General features: G+C 75.4%; 12 protein-coding genes. 11 read left to right on the top strand and 1 reads right to left on the bottom strand.

The features are described 5' to 3' along the window. The first annotated feature begins 125 nt into the window (after nucleotides 1-125). The 7 genes from ACIF8S_RS05070 (at nucleotide 126) to ACIF8S_RS05040 (ending at nucleotide 11,769) form a co-directional block, all read left to right on the top strand. Nucleotides 126-1,577: a hypothetical protein gene (locus tag ACIF8S_RS05070; protein WP_399997388.1), complete on the top strand. Its 1,452-nt coding sequence runs from the start codon at nucleotides 126-128 to the stop codon at nucleotides 1,575-1,577. Nucleotides 1,578-1,615: 38 nt separating this feature from the next. After that, complete coding sequence (locus tag ACIF8S_RS05065) at nucleotides 1,616-2,671, top strand: glutamate ABC transporter substrate-binding protein (RefSeq protein ID WP_399997797.1); 1,056 nt, start codon at nucleotides 1,616-1,618, stop codon at nucleotides 2,669-2,671. An 87-nt stretch (nucleotides 2,672-2,758) separates the two neighbouring features. Further along, the gene (locus tag ACIF8S_RS05060; RefSeq protein WP_399997387.1) at nucleotides 2,759-4,093 is read left to right on the top strand and encodes a hypothetical protein; all 1,335 of its coding nucleotides are present in this window, start codon (nucleotides 2,759-2,761) and stop codon (nucleotides 4,091-4,093) included. A gap of 23 nt (nucleotides 4,094-4,116) precedes the next feature. Beyond that, on the top strand, nucleotides 4,117-6,696 hold the full coding sequence (locus tag ACIF8S_RS05055) for a tetratricopeptide repeat protein (protein ID WP_399997796.1): 2,580 nt from the start codon (nucleotides 4,117-4,119) through the stop codon (nucleotides 6,694-6,696). 744 nt (nucleotides 6,697-7,440) lie between these two features. Beyond that, the gene (locus tag ACIF8S_RS05050) at nucleotides 7,441-8,817 is read left to right on the top strand and encodes a protein phosphatase 2C domain-containing protein (RefSeq protein ID WP_399997386.1); all 1,377 of its coding nucleotides are present in this window, start codon (nucleotides 7,441-7,443) and stop codon (nucleotides 8,815-8,817) included. A 112-nt stretch (nucleotides 8,818-8,929) separates the two neighbouring features. After that, the gene (locus ACIF8S_RS05045) at nucleotides 8,930-10,276 is read left to right on the top strand and encodes a VWA domain-containing protein (RefSeq protein WP_399997385.1); all 1,347 of its coding nucleotides are present in this window, start codon (nucleotides 8,930-8,932) and stop codon (nucleotides 10,274-10,276) included. 83 nt (nucleotides 10,277-10,359) lie between these two features. Next, on the top strand, nucleotides 10,360-11,769 hold the full coding sequence (locus ACIF8S_RS05040; RefSeq protein WP_399997383.1) for an FHA domain-containing protein: 1,410 nt from the start codon (nucleotides 10,360-10,362) through the stop codon (nucleotides 11,767-11,769). Here ACIF8S_RS05040 and ACIF8S_RS05035 read toward each other — a convergent pair. After that, the gene (locus ACIF8S_RS05035; RefSeq protein ID WP_399997382.1) at nucleotides 11,750-12,760 is read right to left on the bottom strand and encodes a methyltransferase domain-containing protein; all 1,011 of its coding nucleotides are present in this window, start codon (nucleotides 12,758-12,760) and stop codon (nucleotides 11,750-11,752) included. The two genes, ACIF8S_RS05040 and ACIF8S_RS05035, sit on opposite strands and share 20 nt — an antisense overlap. A 65-nt stretch (nucleotides 12,761-12,825) precedes the next feature. On the opposite strand from ACIF8S_RS05035, the gene ACIF8S_RS05030 reads away from it, so the two are divergent. The 4 genes from ACIF8S_RS05030 to ACIF8S_RS05015 all read left to right on the top strand — a co-directional run bounded on the left by ACIF8S_RS05030 (nucleotide 12,826) and on the right by ACIF8S_RS05015 (nucleotide 20,476). Further along, nucleotides 12,826-13,239 (top strand): globin, encoded by a 414-nt coding sequence (locus tag ACIF8S_RS05030; RefSeq protein WP_399997381.1) that lies wholly within the window; start codon nucleotides 12,826-12,828, stop codon nucleotides 13,237-13,239. Nucleotides 13,240-13,420: 181 nt separating this feature from the next. After that, nucleotides 13,421-16,690 (top strand): FtsX-like permease family protein, encoded by a 3,270-nt coding sequence (locus ACIF8S_RS05025; RefSeq protein ID WP_399997379.1) that lies wholly within the window; start codon nucleotides 13,421-13,423, stop codon nucleotides 16,688-16,690. Nucleotide 16,691: 1 nt separating this feature from the next. Then, on the top strand, nucleotides 16,692-19,451 hold the full coding sequence (locus tag ACIF8S_RS05020; protein WP_399997377.1) for an FtsX-like permease family protein: 2,760 nt from the start codon (nucleotides 16,692-16,694) through the stop codon (nucleotides 19,449-19,451). A gap of 56 nt (nucleotides 19,452-19,507) precedes the next feature. Then, a complete protein-coding gene (locus ACIF8S_RS05015; protein ID WP_399997375.1) occupies nucleotides 19,508-20,476 on the top strand; it encodes an ABC transporter ATP-binding protein in 969 nt (322 codons plus the stop codon). Nucleotides 20,477-20,479: the final 3 nt, after the last annotated feature.

Genomic DNA, 20,479 nt, shown 5'->3' with positions numbered 1-20,479 from the left:
TGGGTGCGGCGGCCCGGAACTTCCGGCCATCACACTGCATTTGGATCAAGATCGTGCCAAGGCCGGTGCGGATGTCGCCCCCGACGGCGATACTTGCCGCGGAGGATGACCACGGGGGAGGTCACATGACGCACACACCGAACACCGGCGCGCCACCCACGCTGCCCGCGATCCCACCGCAGCCCACGGCACCCGCCACACCCCCCGCCTCCGCCCCCGGCACCCCGCCCGCCCCCACCACCCCCGCGGTACCACCCCCCACCCGCCGCACCGCCTTCGCCGAGGGCGCGGACCAGCTCCGCCGCGCCGCCACCACGGAACCCGGCCGCCTCCGCATCATCGGCGCGGTCCTGGCCGCCCTGGTCGTGGCGTTCGGCGGGGTCACCGCGTGGCAGATGACCGACAGGGCCGCCGCCGCCGACGACGTCCTCACCAGCAGCCAGCCGCTCACCTCGGACGCCGCCGACATCTACCGCTCCCTGGCGGACGCCAACACCGCCGCGTCCAGCGGCTTCCTCGCCGGAGGCCAGGAGACCGCCGCCACCCGCGACCGCTACGAACGCGACATCCGCACCGCCGCCGCGAAACTGGTCAACGCCGCCGCCAACGCGGCCCCCGGCTCCCCCTCCACGGACACCATCACCAAGCTCAACCGCCTGCTCCCCGAGTACAAGGGCCTGGTGGAGCGCGCCCGCACCTACAACCGCCAGGGCTACCCGGTGGGCGGCGCCTACCTGCGCTACGCGAACGAGAAGATGCAGCAGGAGATGCTGCCGGCCGCGCAGGACCTGTACACCAAGGAGAACCAGCGCCTGCGCGCGGACTACGCGGACGCCACCCCCTACCCCTGGCCCGCGATCGCCCTCGGCCTGGCCGCACTGGCCGCCCTCGCCTGGGCCCAGCGCCGCACCTACCTGCGCACCCACCGCGTCCTCAACCACGGACTGGTCGCGGCCACCGCCGCGGCCACGATCGTGCTGCTCTGGCTGACGGCCGGCCACGCCCTGGCCCGCTCGCACCTGGACGAGTCCTACGACCACGGCGTCCGCTCCCTCGACGTCCTGCACGACGCGCGCATCGCCTCGCTCAAGGCGCGCGGCAACGAGAACCTCACGCTCGTCGCCCGCGGCGCTGAGACGAAGAAGGTCGGCGACGAGACCCTCGACGCCTACGACCACGACTTCGGCCGCGACATGGACGCCCTCGGCAAGGGCCTGGCCGTCGCCGAACGCCTCGCGGACGACGCCACCGGCGCGCAGCCGGTCACCACGGCCGTGAGCAACATGACGGAGTGGAAGAAGCGCCACGCGGCCGCCCGCGAGCAGGACGAGAACGGCAACTACCAGCAGGCGCTGGACATGGTGATCGGCGCGAAGGGCGCGACGGGCGAGTGCTTCGACAGCGTCGACAAGAACCTGGCGACGGCGCTGGCGCACGAGGAGACCGAGTTCGCCGAGGCGGCCGGTGCCGGCCGGGACGCGCTGACCGGCCTGCCGGCCGGCGCCGCGGTCCTCGGCGTGCTGGGCGCGGCGGGAGCGGTGCTGGGCATCGGCCGCAGGCTGTCGGAGTACCGGTGAACGGGCAGCGGACGACCGACCCGAAGGGGGCCATGACGATGCACGCACGCCACCTGCGGGCCCGCCTGAAGGGCTGGGGCGGTGTGGGCGCGATGGCGGGGGCCTGCGCCCTCGCCCTGGTGTTCGCGCTCGCCCTGACCTGCACGGGCTCGGTCGCCTCCCGGGCGGGCGCGCCCCGCCCGGGAGGGGACGGAGCGACGCGGGCGCTGACGGCCGACGCGCGGGCCGCGGACGCCTGCACGGCCCCGGAGAAGCAGACGTTGCCGCCGTCCTCCGCCGACGGCCCCACCATCACGGCGATCAAGAACCGACAGGGCGAGAAGCGCAAGCTGGTCGTCGGCGTCGACCAGAACAGCTACCGCTGGGGCTACCGCGACCCCAACAGCGGTGTGAGCGGCCGCCTCGAAGGCTTCGACATCGACCTGGTGCACCGCATCGCCGAGGACATACTCGGCGACCCGGACGCCGTGCAGTTCAAGGCGATACCCACCGATCAGCGCATCCCGGCGATCCAGGACGGCCGGGTGGACCTGGTCGTCCGCACGATGACGATCAACTGCTCCCGCCTGGAGGAAGTGGCCTTCTCCGCGCCGTACTTCAAGACGGGCCAGCAGGTCCTGGCGCCGAAGTCCTCCCCGGTCACGGGATACGACGAGACCCTGGCGAACCGCCGGATATGCACGGCGAAGGGCTCGACGGCGTACGCGAAGCTGGAGGAGGACCGGAAGAGCGGCGCCCTGCCGGCGTCCGCGGACATCTCCACCACGGTCCCCAACCAGCTGGACTGCCTGGTGCGGCTTCAGCTCGGCGAGGTGGACGCGGTCGTCAACGACGGGGCGCTCGCGGCCAGTCAGGCAGCACAGGATCCGACGGTCGAGCTCAAGGGTGAGGCGTTCACGACCGAGTACTACGGCGTGGCGATGAAGAAGGACGCGGACGACCTGGTCCGCCGGGTCAACCAGATCCTGGTGGACTTCCGGCAGGACTCCGCGTCCGGCTGGCAGGCCTCGTACACGAAGTGGCTGTCCGCCACGATGGACGACGACCCCACCGCCTCCAGGCCCCCGGCCCCCGAGTACCTGCGCCGCGACTGACCCTTCCGCGGCGCCCCGCCGCCCCGACCCCGACACCCGTCCTCCCCCACGCACCACCCGAACCCACCCCGCAGCGAAAGGTGATCGATGGCCGACACGGATCCCGCCGGGCCGGTGATGGACCGGGACGAGGTGGACCGTGCGCTGGCGCGGCTCGGCGCGGAGCACGAGGCGATCGAGACCTCGCTCCTCGCCCTGCAGGACCACGCGGGCCGACGGCTGCTGGAGGGCGCCCGGCTCACGGGCGTCACCGCCGAGCGGTGGACGTCCACGGAGGCGGCGATCACGCTGCTGTGGACCTACTTCGACGCGTACACGGACACGTTGCGCACCGCCCGGGACATCCGCTCGCGCCGCCGCTGGTCCAGCCGCGAGGACCTGGCGGAACTGACGGAACTGCTGCGCGGCGAGCCGGTGACGGTGGCCGGCAGCGCGGCGGCGACCGCCAACGCGCCGACCCTGAACGGCGGTCCGGGCGTGCTCAGCGAGCGCTACTCGCTCACCGCCCTCGTCGACCGCATGAACGAGCTGTACGCGGCCTCGCTGGACATGGTCGTCGCCGCGGACGCGGTGTGGTCGGCGCTGCCCGCCCGGATCGACCTGCTCTCCGCGGAACTGCGGCGCACCAGCGGGCTCGCGCACTCGGTCGGGGTGCGCCCGGGCGAGCACCCGGCGGGCGACGACCTGGAGCGCATCACCCGCACGCTGACGAGACTGCGCGAGCAGGTGGTGTCCGACCCGCTGGCCTTCTGGAAGAGGGCCGAGGGCAGTTCGGCGCCGGGCGGCGGCAGGCCCGACACCACGGTGTACGACCGCGAGGCGCGCGCCCTGGAGGACGTGCGCCGCGAGATCGACGCGGTGCTGGCGGTCCGGCAGGACGCGGAGAAGCGCATCGTCCGGCTGCGTGACGTGCTCTCCCGGGCGGACCGCACCCTCGCCGAGGCCCGCACGGCGCGCGGCGAGGTGCTGGCGAAGATCGCGGCCACGGAGGTGCCGGTGGTCAGCGGCCCGCCGACGGCGCTGCAGGAGCAGGTGGCGGCGGCGGCCGAGTACCGCCGGCACGCCCAGTGGCACCGGCTGTCGCCGCTGCTGGAGTCCCTGGAGCAGAAGGCGGAGGACGAACTGCTGCGCGCCCGCGAGTCGTTGACGGCGGTCACGGCGCCGCTGGCGGTCCGGGCGGAGCTGCGGGGCCGGCTGGACGCGTACCGGGCGAAGGTCTCCCGGCACGGTCTGGCCGAGGACCCGCTGCTGGTGGAGCGGTACGAGAAGGCGCGCCGCATGCTGTGGAGCGCGCCCTGTGATCTGCGCGCCGCCGAGCAGGCGGTGCTGCGGTACCAGCAGGCGGTGTCGGAACTGCTCATTGGCTCCGCCGGGGTGCCGGGGCAGGCCCGGCGGGACGACCGGAGGGGGCCGGGCGCATGAGCGTCGAGGGGGAGGCGGGCGGTATGGGCGGACCGGGCGGCCGGGTGGCGCCCGCGGGCGGGACGGCGGGGTCGTCCTGCCAGCGCCCCGAGTGCGAGGGCGCGTACGAGGACGTCGGCGGCGGCGAGCTGTACTGCGACACGTGCGGCCTCGCCCCGGTGGTGTCACCGACGGGCCTGGTGGTCTCGCCCCCGACCGGCGTCACGGCGGGCGGCCGGGACTCGCGGGGCTCGGGGAGCGCCCGCGCGGGCGGCGGCGGCAGCGCGCGCAGCGGCCGCAGCTCCCGCACGTCGTCGCAGTCGTCGAAGTCCCGCCGCTCGGTGTCCGGCCGGCTCTCCCGCTCGCTGTCGGGCCGGACGGCCACGGGCCGCTCGGTGTCGGTGCGCAGCTCCGGCACCGGCGCGGGCAGCTCGGGGCGGGGGCGGCTGGGTGCGGGCCTGGTGCAGGTGCCGGCGATCCCGCGGCCGGATCCGCGGCGGATGGTGCTGGACGACCCGGAGGTGCCCGAGCGCAAGCGGTTCTGCTCGCGGTCGGACTGCGGGGCGCCGGTGGGCCGGGCCCGCAACGGCCGGGCGGGGCGCACGGAAGGGTTCTGCACCAAGTGCGGCCACCCGTACTCGTTCGTGCCGAAATTGCGGGCCGGGGACGTGGTGCACGGCCAGTACGAGGTGGTGGGCTGCCTGGCACACGGCGGGCTCGGCTGGATCTATCTCGCGGTGGACCGGGCCGTGTCCGACCGCTGGGTGGTCCTCAAGGGCCTCCTCGACACCGGTGACCAGGACGCGATGGCGGCGGCCATCTCCGAGCGGCGGTTCCTGGCGGCGATCGAGCACGCCAACATCGTGCGGATCTACAACTTCGTGGAGCACCTCGACCAGCGCACCGGCTCCCTCGACGGCTACATCGTCATGGAGTACGTCGGCGGCAAGTCGCTGAAGGAGATCGCCAACGCCCGCCGTACCCCGGAGGGCAGACGGGACCCGCTGCCGGTGGAGCAGGCCTGCGCGTACGGCATAGAGGCGCTGGAGGCGCTCGGCCATCTGCACAGCCGCAACCTGCTCTACTGCGACTTCAAGGTCGACAACGCGATCCAGACCGAGGACCAGCTCAAGCTGATCGACATGGGCGCGGTCCGCCGGATGGACGACGAGGAGTCGGCCATCTACGGCACGGTCGGCTACCAGGCGCCGGAGGTCGCCGAGGCGGGCCCGTCGGTGGCGTCCGACCTGTACACGGTCGCCCGCACGCTGGCCGTCCTCACCTTCGACTTCCAGGGCTACACGAACGTCTACGCGGACTCCCTCCCGGACCCGGACACCATCGAGGTGTTCCGGCACTACGAGTCCTTCTACCGGCTCCTGGTGCGGGCCACCGACCCGGACCCGGCACGCCGGTTCGCCTCCGCGCAGGAGATGGCCGAGCAGCTGACGGGGGTGCTGCGGGAGGTCGTCTCACTCCAGTCGGGGCAGGCGCGCCCGGCGCTGTCGACCCTGTTCGGGCCGGAACTGCGGGTGACGGACACCGAGTTGTTCCCCGCGCCGGCCGGTGACGTCTCCCGGCTCGGCGCCCGCACGCCCCGGGGCCGCAGGGGCACGCCGGCCCTGCCCGCCGGAGCGGCACCTCTTCCTCCTGACGCCGGCCCCGCCCCCGCTCCCGCCCTGGTCAAGCCCGTGGACTGTGCCGGGGCGGCCCTCGCGCTGCCCGTCCCGCACGTCCAGTCCTCCGACCCCAACGCCGGTTTCCTCGCCGGTCTGCTGACGTCCGCGCCGGCCGAGCTGGTCCACGCGCTGGCCGCGGCGCCCGACCCGTCGACCGAGACCCGGCTGCGCGAGGTGCGGGCCCGGCTGGAGACGGGCGAGTGGCACACCGCGCTGGAGGCGCTGAGCGCGCTGGAGGCGAGGGACGCCGACGACTGGCGGGTGGTCTGGTACCGGGGAGTGGCCGCCCTGGTCACCGGCGACCACGAGGGCGCCGCGCTCGCCTTCGACGCCGTCTACGACGCCTTCCCGGGCGAGATCGCGCCGAAGCTGGCCCTGGGCGTGTGCGCCGAGGTGCTGGGCCAGCTGGACAACGCCGCCGAGTACTACCGCCTGGTGTGGTCGACCGACCCGAGCCATGTGAGCGCCGCCTTCGGGCTGGCCCGGGTGCGGCTGGCGGCCGGGGACCGGCGGGGTGCCGTACGCACGCTGGAGTCGGTGCCGGAGTCCTCCATCCACTACACCGCCGCGCGGGTGGCGGCGGTCCGGGCGCGGCTGCGGGGGCGGACGGCCACCGCCGCCGACGCGCCGTTCCTGGACGACCTGACGGCCGCCGCCGGACAGGTCGAGGCCCTGGAGTCGTACGGTCTGGATCCGGCGCGCCGCGAGCTGTTGGCGGCGGAGGTCCTCGGTTGCGGACTGGACTGGGTACTCTCCGGGGGCCAGGGTTCCGCTCCTCCCGCCGCCGGGGGGCGGACGCTGCTCGGCAGCGGCCTGGACGAGCGTGGGCTGCGCTTCGGCCTGGAGCGCTCGTACCGCACGCTGGCCAGGCTGGCGCGCAGCGGCGAGGAGAGGATCGACCTGGTGGAACGTGCCAATCGTTACCGCCCCCGGACGTGGGTGTAGTTGATGTCGCAGATGCCCCAGCAGGCCGCGCTGTCGAAATGCCCGAGCTGCGAGGAACCCCTCGAGTCGGGTGATCGTTTCTGCGGTGCGTGCGGATACGACCTGTCGGTGGTTCCGGCCCGGCCGACGGACGATCCGACGATCGCCCTGAACGGCGCGGTGCCGCCGCAGGCCCCGGGCCCCGTGCCCCGGCCGCCCGACGCGGGCGCCCTGCGCCTCCCCGGCGCACCGGTGCCGGACGCCCCCGCGCACCCGCCGGCACCCGGCGCGTCCGCGCCCGGCACCCACCTGGCGCCTCCCGGCCCGCACACCCCGGCCGCACCGACGACCGACGCCTACGCGGCGGCACCCGTCCCCAACACCTCTGCCCCGGCCATGCCGTCGGCCGGCCCGCATGCCCCCGGCCCACACCCGGGGACACCCGGTGCGCCCGCCCCGGCTCAGAGCGCCCCGACAACCGACGCCCCTCCGGCGGCACCCACCTGGCATGCCACGCCCCCGGGCGCACCCGCGACGGACGCCCCGGCAGCCAACTTCCCCGCCCACCCAGGCGCTTCCGGCCCGCCCCCGGCGGCACCCGGTGTACCCGACCCCGCCCGTGGCGTCCCGACAACCGGCGCCCCTGCCCACCCGGCGGCACCCGCCGCGCACGCCCCGGCCCCAGGCGCCCCCACCACCGACACCCCGGCGGCCAACGCACCCGCCCGCCCAGGCGCTTCCGGCCCGCACCCGGCGGCACCCGGTGTGCCCGGTGTGCCCGCCCCGGCGCAGGGTGCCCCGACGGCCGGCGCTCCGGCCCGCCCGGCGGCGGCCGGTGCACAGGCCGCGACCGCCGGCGCGGCGGCGTCCAACGCCCTTGTCGTGCCGGAGGCTTCCGGCACGCACGGGCCGGCGGATCCGCACGGGGTGGCGGCCGGCCGGCATGTACCGGTCCAGGGTGCGCCCGCGCGGCCCGATCACGCCCCGGTGTCCCCGGCGGCCGCTCAGGGCGCGCCCGGCACGGGTGCCCCGGCGGCCGGGGTCCGTTTCGACCGGCGTGACCGGTCGGAGGCGTCCGACGGCGGGGCACCCGTCCAGGACGCCCCGCACACGCCGGACACCCCCGGCACACCCCCCGCCCACCAGCCCGCGCAGCCCGACGAGTACCCGCTGCAGGCGCCGGACCCGCGCATGGCCGGCGAGCCGGCGCAGGCCGGACCGGCGCCCGCCGTGTGCGTGGCGTGCCGCGCCGGCCGGGTGGACGACGACGGCTACTGCGAGAACTGCGGCCACGCCCAGCCGCGCGAACGGGACCACATGGAACAGGAATGCGGCCCGCTGGCCGCGGTCACCGACCGCGGACTGCGGCACCACCGCAACGAGGACGCCTTCGCCGTCGGCACCACCGCACTGCCCGACGGCTCCCCGGTGTCGGTGGCGGTCGTCTGCGACGGCGTCTCCTCGGCGACCCGGCCCGACGAGGCGTCACTGGCCGCCTCCCGCGCGGCGAACGCCTCCCTGCTCGTCGCCCTGCCGCGCGGCACGCACCCGCAACAGGCGATGCACGACGCGATCCTCGCCGCCTCCGAGGCGGTCAACGCGCTGGCCGGTGAGCAGCCGGCCGGCGCCCGCGAGCACGCCCCGCAGCAGAACGCCCCCGCCTGCACGATCGTCGGCGCCGTGGTCACCGCGGGCCTGCTGGTGGTCGGCTGGGTCGGCGACAGCCGCGCGTACTGGATCCCCGTCGACCGGTCCGCCCCGCCGGCCCGGCTGACCGAGGACGACTCGTGGGCCGCGCAGATGGTCGCCGCGGGCCTGATGGGCGAGGCCGAGGCGTACGCGGACCACCGCGCGCACGCCATCACCGGCTGGCTCGGCGCCGACGCCTACGACCTGGAGCCACACACCGCGGCCTTCAAGCCCGACCGCCCCGGCGTGGTCGTCGTCTGCACCGACGGCCTGTGGAACTACGCCGAGTCCGCCGACGAGATGGCCGAGGTGGTGCCCGTCGACGCGGCCGAGCGCCCGCTGCACGCCGGCCAGGTGCTGGTCGGTCACGCCCTCGACGGCGGCGGCCACGACAACGTAACAGTGGCGCTGGTGCCGTTCCCGGCCGTCCCGCAGGGGGCAGGATCGGCCTGAGGCCGCGTACGGGGAGCCTCGCACGGGGAAGCTTCAACGGACCGGAGGGGACCGGTCCGTCGATTCGTCGTCGCCCCGCGCCGTCGGGGCACCGGAGGGGGAGCGAACAGGCATGGCCAATTTCTCGAAATCGAACGTGCCGCGGTTCTCGGTGGACGTGTACCAGAACGAGTTCCTGCCGGAGGGCGGCCGCGAGGTCAACGCGGTGGTGACGGTGACCGCGACCGGCGGCGGCACCATCGGCAGCGCGGTGGCGGCACCCCACCTGTACGCGCCCGGCGAGGGCCCGTCGGCCGCCGTGGTCCTGATGGTCGACTGCTCCGGCTCCATGGACTACCCGCCGACCAAGATGCGCAACGCCCGGGACGCCACGGCCGCCGCGATCGGCACCCTGCGCGACGGCGTGCGCTTCGCGGTGGTCGCCGGCACCCACCTGGCGCGGGAGGTGTACCCGGGCGACGGGCGTCTCGCGGTGGCCGGGCCGGACACCCGGGAGCAGGCCAAGCAGGCGCTGCGGAAGCTGAGCGCGGGCGGCGGCACGGCGATCGGGACCTGGCTGCGACGGGCCGACCGGCTGCTGGCGTCGGCGGACGTGGCGATCCGGCACGGCATCCTGCTCACCGACGGCCGCAACGAGCACGAGACGCCGGAGGACCTGAAGGCCGCCCTGGACGCCTGCGCCGGACGGTTCACCTGTGACGCGCGCGGTGTGGGCACCGACTGGGAAGTGAAAGAAGTCACAGGCATCGCCTCGGCTCTCCTCGGCACCGCCGACATCGTCGCCGACCCGGCCGGTCTGGCCGCCGACTTCACGCGGATGATGGAGACGGCGATGGGCAAGGAGGTCGCGGACGTCTCGCTGCGCCTGTGGAGCCCGGCCGGGGCGACGGTGAAGTTCGTCAAGCAGGTCGCCCCGACGGTGGAGGAACTCACCGGCCGCCGCACCGAGGCGGGCCCCCGGGCGGGCGACTACCCGCTCGGTTCCTGGGGCGACGAATCCCGTGACTACCACGTCTGCGTGGAGGTTCCGCCCGCCGCCGTCGGCCAGGAGATGCTGGCGGCACGGCTGTCGCTGGTGATCCCGGACCCCGGGGGCAGTGTGCAGAACCTGGGCGCGCAAGGGCTGGTGCGGGCCGTGTGGACCGACGACCTGGCCGCGTCGACGTCGATCAACCCCCAGGTCGCGCACTACACAGGTCAGGCCGAACTGGCCGAAGTCATCCAGCAGGGCCTGGACCTGCGCAAAGTGGGCGATACCGACGGAGCAACGGCCAAGCTGGGGCGGGCCGTTCAGCTCGCGAGCGCGTCCGGCAACGCCGATACTGCGAAACTGCTTTCGAAGGTGGTGGACGTCGTCGACGCCGCGACCGGTACTGTGCGACTGAAGGCGAAGGTCGAGGAGGCCGATGAGATGACACTCGAGACTCGGTCGACCAAGACTGTTCGTGTAAAGAAGTGATCCGTAAGTAAACGAGCCTGACCCCTCGGGGTTGGAGAAATCCGGTCGGAACCGGCCGGAAAAGGAGAGGGGGAAGCGCCGACATGCCGACCTGCCCGAACGGACACCAGTCGGGTTCCGACGACTGGTGCGAGGTGTGCGGTCACCGCATGGCGGGTGCCGTGCCCCCACCTCCTCCCCCGCCGCCGGCGCCCGGTGGCGGCTACGGATTCCCTCCGCCCCCCGGCGGTCCCGGCGGCGCTCCGGGAGGCCCCGGCGGCTACGGCGGTCCGGGCGGTCCCGGTGCCCAGCCGGAGCTGTGCCCGCAGTGCCGCACGCCGCGTGAGGGCGGCGCGCCGTTCTGCGAGGAGTGCCGCTGGAACTTCCTCACCAACACGGCGACCTCCTACACCCCTGCCGCTCCGCGCCCGCCGGCGCCCGGCCCCGGCGGTCCTGGTGGCCACGGCGGCCCCGGCGGCCACAACGGTCCCGGTGGACCCGGTGGCCACAACGGCCCCGGTGGCCATGGCGGTCCCGGTGGTACGGGCGGCCCCTTCGGGCAGCAGCCTCCCGGTCCGTCGTACGGCGGCGGTGACGGGTTCGACTACCAGGGCTCGCGTCCCTCGCAGGTGAACCGCCCCGCCGAGCCGATTCCGCCGGGTCCGCCCGGCTTCGGCGGCGAGCCCTCGCGCCCGGTCCCGCCCCCGCCCGGCCCCGGCGGCCGCGGCAACCCGGGCGGTCCAGGTGGTCCTGGCGGCCCCGGTGGCCACAACGGCCCCGGCGGCCACAACGGTCCCGGTGGACCCGGCGGCCCGAACGGCCCCGGTGCCCCGCAGGCGTTCCACTCCGGCCCCCCGGCCCCTCCCGGCTTCCCGCAGGAGACCGGCCGCCCTCCGCAGGGCGGACCGTCCTTCGGCGGCGGTGACGACGACTGGGTGATCTCCCCGCCGACCGGCGGCCCTGGTGGTCCTGGTGGCGGCCCTGGTGGCCCCGGCGGTCCGAACGGCCCCGGTGGGCACGGCGGTTACGGCTACCCGCAGCCCGGCGGCACGCAGGCGCCTCCCGGACCCGGCGGTTACCCGCAGCAGCCCCGGCAGCCGCAGGGCCCGGTCACCTGGACCGCGACCATCGGCCCGGACCGCGACTACTTCATGGCGATGATGCAGCGCTCCGGCCCCGAGGCCGCGGGCCTGAACCTGCCCGCGTACTCGCCCGAGCAGCAGCGCACCCTCACCGGCAACCAGATCACCATCGGCCGCCGCCGGCACTCCACCGGCGACACCCCCGACATCGATCTGTCCACCCCGCCGGAGGACCCGGGCGTCTCGCACCAGCACGCGGTGCTGGTGCAGCAGCCGGACGGCAACTGGGCGGTCGTCGACCAGAACTCGACGAACGGCACGACGGTCAACGGCTCCGAGGAGCCCATCCAGCCGTTCGTCCCGATCCCGCTGCAGGACGGCGACCGGGTGCACGTGGGCGCCTGGACGACGATCACCATCCGCCGGGGCTGAGCTCCGGCAGCGGCCAGACGTGCCTGGCCGCGGGGCCGTCCAGCCAGGCCCGGACGCCCTCCGCGTCGACGGTCAGGCCGTAGCGTTCGCGCTGCGGCCTGCCTTCGCGTTCCCAGAGGTCGTACGCCTCCCGCGGGCCGAGGGTCCCGGCGGTCAGTTCGAGAAGGAACAGGAAGAGATCGCTCCGTCGGGCCGCCGGGGGAAGTCCGTCCAGGTCGGGCGGATCCCGCGGAGGACGGCCCGCGCCGCGCAGCGGCACGAAGTAGGCGGGCGTGCTCAGGAACGGCCCCTCGGCACGGTGGGCGTCGCGCACGGTCAGGGCGACCAGACCGGTGGCGAACGGGCCGAGGATCCGGCCCCCCGGGCGGCACTGGGCGAGCCAGGCGCGCGGGATGGCGGGCAGGGCGCAGGTCGCGACGATCCGGTCGTACGGCGCGCGTGCCGGCACCCCGCGCGACCCGTCGCCGGTGACGACGGCGGGACGGTGCCCGGCGGCCGCCAGGTGCCGGCGGGCCGACTCGGTGATCTCCGGGTCGAGATCGATCGTGGTGACCAGGGAGTCGTCGCCGAGCCGGTGGGCGAGCAGGGCGGCGTTGTAGCCGCTGCCGGTGCCGATCTCCAGGACCCGGTGGCCGTCCCCCACGCCCAGGCCCGCCAGCATCAGCGCCATGAGGGAGGGCTGGCTGCTGGAGGAGAGCAGTTCGCCGTCGCGCATCCGGATCGCCAGCGGGGTGTCCTCGTACGCGCCGCGCAGCCACCGCTCGCGCGCGGCGGGGTCGGGGTGCTCGCCCCACCGGCGTTCGTAGCCGCCCCTGACGCCCACGTAGTAGAAGGGCACGAACAGATGGCGGGGCACGGCGGCGAACGCCTCCCGCCAGACCGGGTCCGCCGCGAAGGCGCCGCTCGCCTCGATCTCCCGCACCAGCGCCGCCCGCGCCGCGAGGGCGAGGCCGTCTCCGTCCGCTGGGGGTCGGTCAGGGGGTCCGTCCACCCCTCCACGGTAGGCCGCCGGGGGTGGTCCTAGGCCTTGAGTCCTATGCCGCCCTGTCTGAGACCATGGACGGCGTGACAGAGATTCGGCGCGGCACGCTTCAGGAGCAGACCTTCTACGAGCAGGTCGGCGGGGAGGAGACCTTCCGCCGGCTCGTCCACCGTTTCTACCAGGGAGTGGCCGAGGACCCGCTGCTCCGGCCGATGTACCCGGAGGAGGACCTGGGCCCGGCCGAGGAGCGGCTGGCGCTCTTCCTCATGCAGTACTGGGGCGGTCCGACCACCTACAGCCAGAACCGGGGTCACCCGCGGCTGCGGATGCGGCACGTCCCGTTCAAGGTCGACCGTGCCGCGCACGACGCGTGGCTGAAGCACATGCGGGACGCCGTGGACGATCTGGATCTGTCCGAGGAGCACGAGCAGACCCTGTGGAAGTACCTGACCTACGCGGCCGCCTCGATGATCAACTCCCCGGACTGACCTGACTCACCCCCGCGGGGACAGGGCGCCGACCCCTCCCCGTCACACACCCGCCATATAACGGTCACCGGGCTCCGCATTCCGATCACGATCAGGTCAAAAGCGGAGTCCGGACGATGCCTCCCGCCTTGCCTCTCTGACAACATCACCGAGAGGTCTGGACAACACGGGGGGTTGCGGGGTGGATGCCGCACGCGGTTCGGCGGGTTTCGTGTTCGCCCGCGCACGGGCGAACCGCCCCCTGCTGGCCGCGGCCCTGCTCACGGTCCTGCTGACCACGGCCGTGCTCGCGACCCTCGCCGCCTACTCCACGACGATCGGCGACGGGGCCCTGCGGCACGCTCTCACGGCACCCCGTGACGCCGCCGACACCACCCTCCTCGTCAAGGCCGAGGCCCTCCCCGAAGGCGGTCGCGAAGCCGCCGACACCGCCGTGCGCGAAAGCGCCGAACGGGCTTTCGACGGGCTGCCGGTGACGCTGCGCACCCTGGCCAGGTCCGGCCCGTACGGCCTGCCGCTCTCCCTGCGGGGGGAGGGCGAGCGCGCCGGGGGCGAGGAGCCCGACCTGACGCACTTCGCGGCGCTGGACCGGACGCAGGTCAGGATCACCGAAGGGCGCGCCCCCTCGGCGCGGCCCACCGGCCCGGAGACCGAGGTCGCCCTCCCCGTCGTCGCCGCCCGTGAGCTGGGGCTGCGACCCGGTTCCCGGCTCACCCTGGCCAACCGCCTGCGCGGTCCTTCGGCACAGGTGCGGATCACCGGCCTGTACCGGCCCGTCGACACCTCCGCGCCCTACTGGCAGCTCGACGAGCTGAACGGCCGCGGCATCGTCACCGGCCACTACACCACCTACGGCCCACTGCTCGCGGACGCCTCCGTGCTCACCGGGAACCGGGTCAGCGCGGGCCCCGTCGGCTGGCTGGCGTCGGCCGGCTTCTCCGGGATGACCACCGGACGGATCGAAGCGCTGCGCACCGCCATGGCCGAGGGCGTCGAAGCGCTGCCCTCCGCCCCGGCCCTGCACGGCTCGGCGACCGTCACCAGCGAACTGCCGCCCACACTGGACCGGATCGAGCGGTCCCTGTTCGTCTCCCGCTCCACCCTGCTCGTCATCGCCCTCCAGCTCACCCTCCTCGCCGCCGCGGCACTGCTCCTGGTGGCCCGCCTGCTGACCACCGCACGCACCTCCGAGACCCGGCTGTTGCGGGCCCGCGGCGCCTCCCGCGCCCGGGTGGCACGGCTCGCCGCCCTGGAGGCACTGCTGCTGGCGGTGCCCGCGGCCGTCTGCGCCCCGCTGCTGGCGGGCCCCCTCACCCGGCTGCTCGCCGGACGGGGCGCGCTGGCCCGGATCGGGCTGCACCTGGACGCCTCCGTCGGCACGGTCGCCGGGCAGGGCGCGGTGTGGCTGGTGTCGGTGGGCGTGGCGCTGGGCTGCGCGCTGGCCGTCACCCTCCCCGCGCTCGCCACCCCCTACGGCCCCGGCCGCGCCAAGCCGCTGCCCGGCGTGGTGCGGGCGGGCGCGGACGTGGGACTGCTGGTGGTGGCCGGTGTGGCGTACTGGCAGCTGAGCCGCCGGTCCGGTGCCGTCGGCGAGGACCTCGGGGTGGACCCGCTGCTGGTCGTCGCCCCGGCACTGGCCCTGCTGGCCGGCACGGTCCTGACGCTGCGGCTGCTGCCGCCGCTGGCCCGGCTCGCCGAGCGCCGTGCCGCCCGGGGGCGCGGGCTGCCGGGGGCGCTGGCCGGCTGGCAGCTCAGCCGTCGCCCGATGCGCGGGGCCGGCCCGGTGCTGCTGATGGTGCTCGCCGTGGCGCTGGGCATGCTGGCGATCGCCCAGGGCTCCTCGTGGCAGCGCTCGCAGGACGACCAGGCGGACTTCCGGGCCGGCGCGCCGGTGCGGGTCCTGACCAGCGGCGTCGAGGGGCCGGGGCGCGGCGCGGTGTACACGGGGGCGTCCGGCGCCCGCGCGTCCGCCCCCGCCTTCCGTACGACCGTGCCGCTGTCCGGCAGACGCACGGCGACGGTGCTGGCCCTGGACACCTCGAACGCCGCGGACGTCCTGCTGATGCGTTCCGACCTGGCGGAGGTGCCGGTGCGCACGGCGCTGTCCGAGCTGACGCCCAAGGGCGCCACGGCGGGCATCCGGCTCCCGGCGGACACCGCGCGGCTGGTGCTGACCGCCGCGCTGCGCGGTGCGGACGACGGCACGGCGGCCGAACTGACCGCCACCGTGGAGGACCCCCACGGCACCCCGTACACGCTGGAGTTCGGCCCGCTGCGCCAGGACGGACGGCCGCACGACCTCGCGGTGGACCTCCTGGACGCCGACGGGGGGCCGCCGGGCCCGCTGACCCTGACGGGATTCCAGCTGGACTCGGACCAGGTGGCGGAGACGGCCCAGCGGCACCGGCTCGCGCTCACGGCCCTGACCAGCAACGACACCGCCGGCCGGCGACACGCGCTGGAGCTGTCGGCCCCCTGGCGGCCGTCCGCCCACGGCAGTGGCGCGATGCCCGCCGACGGCCGCGGCGTGCGGCCCCGGATGGCCGCCGGCGCCCCGGCCACCGTCGACTACGACACCGCGCCCGTCCCGCCGGACATGTCCTGGCTGCCCTCGACGCTCACGATCGCGCTGCGCGTCCCGCAGCCGCCCGTGCCCGTGGTCGACGGCGTGGCGACGGACCGGTACCTCGCCTCGACCGGCGCCCGGATCGGTCAGCGGCTGAACGTGGAGATCAACGGCGACATCGTCCCGGTGCGGCTCATCAGGGCGGTGCGGGAGCTGCCGACCGCCCCGGCGGGCACGCCGGACGACGGCGGCGCCCTGCTGGTGGACCTGCGTTCCGTCAACCGGGCCATGCAGGCCCGCGGGGGCGACCCGGTGCTGCCGAACGAATGGTGGCTGGCGGGCGGGCCCGGCCGGGCCGCGACGGTGGCGGCGGCGCTCAGGGACCGGCCCGACATCGACCCGTCCCGGGTGGTGGTGCGCGACGAGATCGCGGCCGGGCTGCGCGACGACCCGTTCGGGGCCGGACCGGGGAACGCCTTCGCCGCGGCCGCCCTCGCCGCCGCGGCCCTGACGGCGGTCGGTTTCGCGGTGAGCGCGGCCGGGGCACTGCGGGACCGGTCCGCGGAGTTCGCGGTGCTCCGCGCGCTGGGCGCCTCCCGGCGACGGCTGGCCCGGGTGGTCCTCGTCGAGTACGGGGTGCTGGTCGGGACGGCGCTCGCGGTGGGCGTCCTGCTCGGCGCGGTGCTGGCCCGGGCGGTGATCCCGCTGGTCATGCTGACCGCCGAGGCCATCCGGCCGCTTCCGGAGGTACTGGTGGTGCTGCCGCCGCTGCGGGTGGCCGCGCTGCTGGCCGCCGTGGCCGCCGTCCCGCTGATGATCACGGCCGTACTGGCCCTGCGCAGGGCCGACCCGGTGTCGTCCCTGCGGGGCCGGGGAGGTGAGTGAGGTGACCGAACGGCCCTCCCGGCGGCCGCGCGAGGCCGTCTCCGGGGTGACCGTGCCCTGGGTGCGGACCCGGCTGCGGACCGCCCCGGGCGCCGCGGTGGCGCTCGCCCTGCTGGTCGCGGTGACGGCGTTCCTCGCCGCCGCGCTGCCGCCGGCGGTCGACCGGTACGACGACGCGGGACTGCGCCGGGCGCTGGAGACCGCCGGCCCGGCCCGCACCACCGTCCAGTTCCAGACCTCGGACTCCGACCTGTACACCAGCACCGGACCGTGGAACGAGCGACTGAACGGGGACGCCGTCCGCGGCCCGTTCCCCGAGCTGCTCGGGCTGCCCGGGCGGTCGCTGCCGATCGACGCGGACCAGTCCTCCGCGGGTGTCCGCACCACCGAGCGGATGCCGGCCCCTGACCCCTTCCTGTCCCGGCCGGACCAGGTCGACCCGAAGTTCCACCTCTTCGCCGCGACCGGACTCGCGGAGCACTCCCGGATCCGGGAGGGCCGGCTGCCGAAGGCCCCCGTGGACAACGGCGCGGCCACGAGAATGCTCGAGGCCGCCGTCTCCACCGAGACGGCGGCGAAGCTGAACATCCGGGTGGGGTCGGTCATCCATCTTCCCCGGGGGGAGAGCACGCTGGCGGTGCGCGTCACCGGCCTGGTCGCCCCGCGCGACCCGGGCGGGGCCTACTGGTCCGCCGTCCCCCTGCTGCGCACCCCGAGCCTGGCGTCGGTCCCGGACGACCCGGAGCGCAGGGTGTTCTGGGTCGGTGCCCTGCTGGTGTCCCCGGACGCGGGCCCGTCCCTGCTGGGGATGGCCGGGTTCCCCGCGCGGTACTGGATCCTGGCGCCCGACCTCTCCGCCCTGCACGGCCATGACCTGGAGCGGCTGACGTCGACCATCGCCTCCCTGGAGTCGGGCCCGCTGTCGGAACGGGCCTCCGCCGCCGTCTCGCCGTACCTGATCGCGGACACCGAACTCGACCGGGTGCTCGGCGAGTACGACGGTCTCCGGTCGGTCATCGGCCCGCTGGTCGCCGTCGCCGTCTTCGGCACCGGTACGGTCGCCGCCGTGGTCCTGTGCATGGCGGGCGGGCTCGCCGCCCAGCGGCGCCGTAGCGAGTTCGTCCTGCTGCGCGCCCGCGGTGTCTCGCTGCGCGGGCTGGCGGGCCGGCTGCTGGCGGAGACGGCGGTGGTCACCGTGCCGGCCGCCGCTCTCGGTCTGCTCGCCGCCCGGCTCGCCGTCGGCCAGGGCCGGCTGTGGTACTCCGTGGCCGCGGCCGGCGGGGTCGCCCTGCTCGCGGCGCTGGCGCTGCCGCTGCGGGCCGTCGCCGCCCACCGCGCGGTGGGGGTGCACACCGGCCGCGACGACGTCGCCCAGGCCCGGCCGTCCCGGAAGCGTCTGGTCGCCGAGGTGACGCTGCTCGCCCTGGCGGCGGGCGCGGTCCTGGCCCTGCGCACGCGCGGCACGTCCGACGACGGCAGCGCCTCCGGGGACGAACTGGTGTCCCTGGCCCCGGTGCTGGTGGCGGTGATCGCCGCCCTGGTGCTGGTGCGCCTGTACCCACTGCCGCTGCGTGGACTGGCCCGTCCTGCGCGCCGGATGCGGGGGGTGGTCGGCCCGCTGTCGCTGGCCCGTGCCGGACGCGCGTCCAGTTCCGCGGTGCTGCCGCTGCTCGCGCTGCTGACCGCGCTGACCACGGCCGCGTTCGGCGGGTCGGTGCTCGCCGGGGTGAGCGACGCCCGCGACCGCGCGGCGGGACTCTCCGTCGGCGCCGACGCCCGCGTCGACGGCCTCGGGGCACGGCCGGCCGGCGTCGCCGAACGGGTCCGCCGCGTGTCCGGCGTCGAGGACGTCACCGCGGTGGACGTGAGCTACGGGGCCCGCGCCGCGAACCACCAGGTCCCCGTCGCACTCGCCGGTGTGGAACCGGGCGGTTACGCCGCTCTCAGCCGGCGCATGGACCTCGGCCCCTTCGACCCGGACGCGTTGCGTGCCTCCGGCAAGGAGGTCGTCCCCGCCCTGGGATCCCCCGGCATGGCCGCACGCTTCGGCACCCGGCCCTTCCAGGTGCGCCTCGAGGACGGCGCCGCGGTCACCGTACGGATCATGACGGTGACGGAGTGGACGCCGGCGGTCGCCGGCGACGACTTCCTCGTCATGGACGCCTCCGTGATGCCCGGCGGGCTCACCCGGCCCACCGGGCTGCTGATCACCGCGGACCGTACGGACCCGGCGGCGCTGCGCGAGGCGGCGGGCGGTGGCGCGCGCGTCGTGCTGCGGTCGGAGGAACTCGCGTCCTTCGTCGACTCGCCGCTGCAGTCCGGAGCCGAACGCGTCTACGCGGCCGCGGTCGCGGCGGGCACCGGATACGCCGTGCTGGCGCTGCTTCTCACCCTGCTGCGCGCCGCCCCCGAGCGGGCCGCGCTGCTGGCCCGGCTGCGCACCATGGGCCTCACCCGGGCGCAGGGCCGCCGGCTGCTCGTCCTGGAGTCGCTGCCGCAGGCGCTGCTCGCCGCGCTCGGCGGCACCCTCACCGCCTGGGCCGCGATCCGGCTGCTGGCGCCCGGCCTCGACCTGACGACCGTCGCCGTCTCCACCTCCTCCTCGCTCGCTGTGCGGGCGGTGCTGCGCACCGACCCGGTGTCGCTGCTGGTGCCGGCCGTGACGGTGGTCGCCCTGACCGTCGGGATCGCGGCGGTGCAGGCCTGGTGGACGGGGCGCCGGGGGTCGGTGCGTGAGCTGAGGGTCGGGGATGCCCGGTGACCGTGCCCGTGCCCGCCCCCCTGTCGCGTCGTTCCCTTCCCGCAGGAGGCCCCCGGATGACCTCGGACCCCACTCTGGCCGACCTCGCCGCCCGCGTCACGGCCGGCCGCAACCGTCCCGCGTACGGGCATGACGCGCTCATCACCTGCGATCGCCTGGTCCGCGTCTTCACCGCGGACGGGGTGGAGGTGCAGGCCCTGCAGGGGCTGGACCTGCTGGTGCGGGAGGGCGAACTGATGGCGCTGGTGGGCGCGTCCGGCAGCGGCAAGTCGACCCTGATGAACATCCTCGCCGGGCTGGACACCCCCACGGCCGGCGCCGCCCGGGTGGCGGGCCGCGACCTGCTCACGATGACCGCGAAGGACCGTCTCGCCTACCGCCGCGAGGTCGTCGGATTCGTGTGGCAGCAGACCTCCCGCAACCTGCTGCCGTACCTGACCTCGGCGCAGAACGTGACGCTGCCCATGCAGCTCGCCGGGCGCCGCGGCCGGTTCCGGACGGCGCGCCGGGCCCGCGCCGAACGCGCCCTGGAACTGCTGGAGTTGCTGGAGGTCGCGGACTGCCGGAACCGGCGCCCGCACGAGATGTCCGGCGGTCAGCAGCAGCGGGTGGCCATCGCCGTGGCGCTCGCTGGCGATCCGTCGGTGCTGCTCGCGGACGAGCCCACCGGCGAGCTGGACTCGAACACCGCGGAGCAGATCTTCGCCGCGTTCCGCACGGCGAACGAGCAGCTCGGCACGACCGTCGTGATCGTCACCCACGACCAGGCGGTGGCGAACGAGGTCAGCCGCACGGTCGCCATCCGGGACGGCCGCACCTCCACCGAGGTGCTGCGCCGCAGCGAGGTGGACGAGACGACCGGCCACGAGAAGGTGGTCGCCCGGGAGTACGCGATGCTGGACCGCGCGGGCCGCCTCCAGCTGCCCGCCGAGTACACCGGCGCCCTGGGCATGCGCGACCGCGTGGCCCTGGAACTCGAACCGGACCACATCGCCGTCCGCCCGGACACCGACGAACGGGACTGAGTA

Origin of the sequence: Streptomyces sp. NPDC085937 (genome assembly GCF_044540535.1) — a bacterium.
In the GTDB taxonomy this organism is placed as follows: domain Bacteria; phylum Actinomycetota; class Actinomycetes; order Streptomycetales; family Streptomycetaceae; genus Streptomyces.
The sequence above is the reverse complement of the archived record's forward strand: the minus strand, read 5'-3'. Positions and strand labels throughout refer to the sequence as shown.